The sequence below is a fragment of the Halapricum sp. CBA1109 genome (assembly GCF_009741825.1).
Taxonomy (GTDB): Archaea; Halobacteriota; Halobacteria; order Halobacteriales; family Haloarculaceae; genus Halapricum.
This window is the reverse complement of sequence record NZ_WPCA01000195.1, coordinates 1-4,161: the sequence shown is the minus strand read 5'-3', so window position 1 is coordinate 4,161 and position 4,161 is coordinate 1. Positions and strand designations below refer to the sequence as shown.

Below are 4,161 nucleotides of genomic sequence, written 5' to 3'. Positions count from 1 at the left end.
GGTGTCGCCGTCGCGTCGACGCCGCTCTCGTTGTACTCGTAGACGAGCACCACGTCACCGCCGTCGGTGACGTAGGCCTCGTCGGCGCTCTCGGTGTCGTTGCCGTCGTCGATATCAACTGCGGGGACTGTCCCGCCGTCGCTGACGGCCGCCCCGACCGCGGGGGCGAACGCGGTCGCAACGACTAGGAGGGCGGCTAGGGCAGCCATCGCTCGTGATCTGCTCATCGTATATACAGTTGTTAGCCGAACGAAAATAGTCCTTTGGACGGCTAGTCCCGGTCGGTACTGCCGTTGTAGCCGGTGATGACGTAGCGCTTGTCGACTTGCTCGTCCAGCAGCGAGTCCACCGGCGCGTAGTCGTCGGTCAACACCGGCACGTCGTCGGTGTCGACGCCGTCGGTCTGTCGGTAGCGCCGCAGTTCCGCCGAGAGGTCGAGGCCGATGTCACGGCGGTCGTTGCGCCGTTGCAGTTGGGCCCGCGTGAACCCCGAGGCGTTCTTGCTCGCCACGAGTTCGATGTTCTGTAGCGAGGGAGTGTCCGCCGTCGGGAACGCGTACACAGAGGGGTAAGTGGTCCGGAGCGTCTTGACCATCGCGCGGTAGAACGCCGACCCCTCACCCGCCCGCGCGGCGATGACGTTCGCCATCAGGACGCCGTCCTCGTCCAACCGGGAGTTGGTCAGTTCCAGAAACTCCCGTGTGGTGAGGTGAAACGGCACCTGATCGGCCCGGAAGGCGTCGAGAACGATCACGTCGTAGGTGTGGTCGGTCGACGACAGGAAGCGCCGGCCGTCGCCGACGTGGACCCGCAACCGGTCGCTCTCCTCGAGACGGAAGTACTGCTCGGCGGCGGTGACGACTCCCCGGTCGAGTTCGACGGCGTCGACGGTGACGTTCGGGTACTCCTCGGCGTAGCGCTGCGGGCCGGTGAACCCGCCGCCGCCGACGAACAGCACCCGCTCTACGTCGTCGTCCATCAGCATCGGGATGTGCATGTACGGCGCGTAGTCGAAGACGTACCCCTCGCGGTCGTCGGTGTAGACGGCGCTCTGGGGGACGCCGTCGAGATACAGCGTCCGGACGCCGTTCTCCTCGGTCACCTCCAGTTGGGAGTAGGCGGTCTGGGTCTCGTAGAGGGTCTGTTCGCCGGCCGGTGCGCCGAGGACGAGCGACGCGGCGACGACGACGGCGAGGACGGCGAGGCCGGCGGCGGCCATCGAGGGCACGTCCGGCTCGGCGAGGACGACGGCGACGACGACTAGCGGGACCGCCAGCACGACGGCGACGAGACCGACCGACAGCGACGGGATCAACACGAACGTCGTCCCGAACGCGCCGACGATGGAGCCGATGGTCCCCAGCGCGTACACCCGGCCCGAAGCGCCGCCGTGGCTCTCGGCGGTCGACTGCTCGGCGGCGAAGGGGCTGATGATGCCGAGCAGGAACGTCATCGGCCCGAACAGCACCGCCACGGGGACGATGGTCGCGTAGCGGCCGGGGATGGGGACCGACCCGAGCGCCGCGACGGCGCTGTCGCCGCTGACGGCGATGACAGCGACCGACACCGCCGACATCGCGGAGATGATAGACAGCGCGCGCATACTGGCGTGAGTCGAGGCGTACCGACCGCCGAGGACGTAGCCGCCGCTCAGCGCGGCCAGCAGGACGCCGATGACTGCGCCCCACGTGAACACGCTGGACCCGAACGTCGGCGCGAGCAGGCGTCCGGCGAGAATCTCGACGCCCATACTGGAGACGCCGGAGACGAAGACGGCGACGGCGGCACCGTGTCGGTCGATAACGGACACACGCCGGCTAGCGGTGGCGCGCAATTATATCCCTCGCTGTCGATCATCACCTACTTGACGCCGCTCGGGCTGGTGTCGTGTATGAAACGGCTGTACGCTGCCGGACTGCTGGCTGTCCTCCTCGTCCTCGCGGGCTGTTCGGGCGGTCCGACGACGACAACTGCCGACGGCCCGGACGCGACGACGGCCGTACCGACGGTACCGACGACCACGACGGACCCGGGGACGCCGGACGACCCCCGGAACGACAGCGGGCTGTCCGGGACCCATCCCGCCGTCTCGGACGGGCAACTCAACGCGACGCGCCTCCTCCGGGGACACGTCGAGGCCTTCCGGCCGCTGGCGTCGTTCACCGTCCAGGACTCTAGCGTCGTGCGCCACGCGGGCAACGAGTCGCTGGTCGTCACCGAGGCCGAGCGCCGCCGGTTCAACATCTCCGCCCAGCGAGTGCTGGTCGAGCGCCGACTCACCCTCCCGAACGGCACCGTCCGGAACCAGCAGGTCCGCTACACCAACGAGACGCTGACCTGCGCCGTCGGCGCGACGACGGAGTGTTCCTCGGGCGGGTTCAATCCGTCAGAGGCCCTGCAGGCGACGACCGTCGACACCTCGCTGGCGACGGTGCCAGCGCCGCGGTTCGTTCCGAACGGGACGACGACGGTCAACGGGACCGACGCCTACCGCTACACCGCCGACCAGTTCCGGGACTCGATCCCCGCGCCGGCACAGGCTCCCCTCGGCGAGGACCCGACGCTCCGTTCGGCGACGCTGTTCGTGAGCGAGTCGGGACAGATACTCCGGTATCAGGCCGTCTACGAGGGGACCATAGACGGGGAGCGCTACCTGACGACGGCGACCTACGGGGTCACGGCCGTCGGCGAGACGTCGGTCCCGTCGCCGCTGTCGGACTAATCCGCCGTCCTTTTGCCCGCTCGTCCGTAGTGTCGGGTACTACGATGGCCCGCTACTACGTCGAAACGTACGGCTGTACCTCCAACAGAGGTGAGACCCAACAGATCGAGCAGGCGCTCCGGGAGGGCGGCCACCGTCCGGCCGAGACGCCCGAGGACGCCGACGTGGCTATCCTCAACACCTGTACCGTCCTCGAGAAGACCGAGCGCAATATGCTCGCGCGGGCCAGAGAACTCGACGAGCAGACGACCGCAGACCTCGTCATCACGGGCTGTATGGCCCTCGCGCAGGGCGAGGAGTTCGAGGCCGCCGGTATCGACGCCGACGTCCTCCACTGGGACGAGGTGCCGAGCCACGTCCTCAACGGCGAGTGCCCGACCATCACGCCGGACACCCAACCGGTGTTGACCGGTCCGACCGGTATCCTCCCCATCGCTCGGGGTTGTATGTCGGACTGTTCGTACTGCATCACCAAGCAGGCGACCGGGAAAATCGAGTCGCCGACCGTCGAGGAGAACGTCGAGAAGGCCCGCGCGCTGGTGCGCGGCGGCGCACGCGAGATTCGCATCACCGGGCAGGACACCGGCGTCTACGGCTGGGACATCAATCAGGGCGAGAGCCTGCTCCCCGAACTACTCGACCGTATCTGTACCGAGATAGCGGGCGAGTTCCGCGTCCGCGTCGGGATGGCCAACCCCGGCGGCGTCCACGGCGTCCGCGAGGACCTCGCGGCGACGTTTGCCGCCCACGAGGAGATATACAACTTCCTGCACGCGCCGGTCCAGAGCGGCAGCGACGCCGTCCTCGCGGATATGCGCCGCCAGCACGCGGTCGAGCAGTTCCGCGAGATAGTCGACACCTTCGACGAGCATTTGGAGTACTGGACGCTCTCGACTGATTTCATCGTCGGCTTCCCGACCGAGGACGAGGCCGACCACGAGGCCAGTATGGCCCTGCTCCGGGAGACTCGCCCCGAGAAGATCAACGTCACGCGCTTCTCCAAGCGGCCCGGGACCGACGCCGCCGATATGAAGGGGCTTGGCGGCACGGTCAAGAAGGAGCGCTCGAAGGCGATGTCGGAGTTGAAGATGGACGTCGTCGGCGAGGCCTACGAGGCGATGGTCGGCACCGAGCGGGAGGTCCTGCTGACCGAGGACGGCACCGAGGAGTCGCTGGTCGGCTACGACGAGGCCCACCGACAGATAGCCCTCCCCGAGGCCGAGCGCCAGGGCTTCGAAATCGGCGACTTCGTCACCGTCGAGGTGACCGGCCACAACACCGTCTACGCGATGGGCGACCCCGTCGCCGCCGAACTGGCCGAAACCGACGCCGCGGCGGGTCGGCGCGGCCGCTCGGACTGACCGACTCGCTCTCAGCCGACCACTGGTACCACGACGACCGCCAGCAACAGCGCCACGACGACGACGCCGACGGCCCCC

The 4,161-nt window shown here is 68.2% G+C and carries 4 protein-coding genes; 2 read left to right on the top strand and 2 right to left on the bottom strand.

The features are described 5' to 3' along the window. Both GJ629_RS14855 and GJ629_RS14850 read right to left on the bottom strand, forming a co-directional pair. A partial coding sequence (locus GJ629_RS14855; RefSeq protein ID WP_370515927.1) for a hypothetical protein occupies positions 1-227 on the bottom strand: 227 nt, incomplete at its 3' end. A 44-nt stretch (positions 228-271) separates the two neighbouring features. Beyond that, positions 272-1,810: a spermidine synthase gene (locus GJ629_RS14850; protein ID WP_370515926.1), complete on the bottom strand. Its 1,539-nt coding sequence runs from the start codon at positions 1,808-1,810 to the stop codon at positions 272-274. A gap of 81 nt (positions 1,811-1,891) precedes the next feature. Between GJ629_RS14850 and GJ629_RS14845 the strand changes: the two genes are divergently transcribed. Both GJ629_RS14845 and GJ629_RS14840 read left to right on the top strand, forming a co-directional pair. Further along, positions 1,892-2,722, top strand: a complete 831-nt coding sequence (locus GJ629_RS14845; protein WP_157513715.1) for a hypothetical protein — start codon at positions 1,892-1,894, stop codon at positions 2,720-2,722. Between the two features lie 44 nt (positions 2,723-2,766). Then, on the top strand, positions 2,767-4,083 hold the full coding sequence (locus GJ629_RS14840; protein WP_157513714.1) for a tRNA (N(6)-L-threonylcarbamoyladenosine(37)-C(2))-methylthiotransferase: 1,317 nt from the start codon (positions 2,767-2,769) through the stop codon (positions 4,081-4,083). The last annotated feature ends 78 nt before the right edge of the window (positions 4,084-4,161 follow it).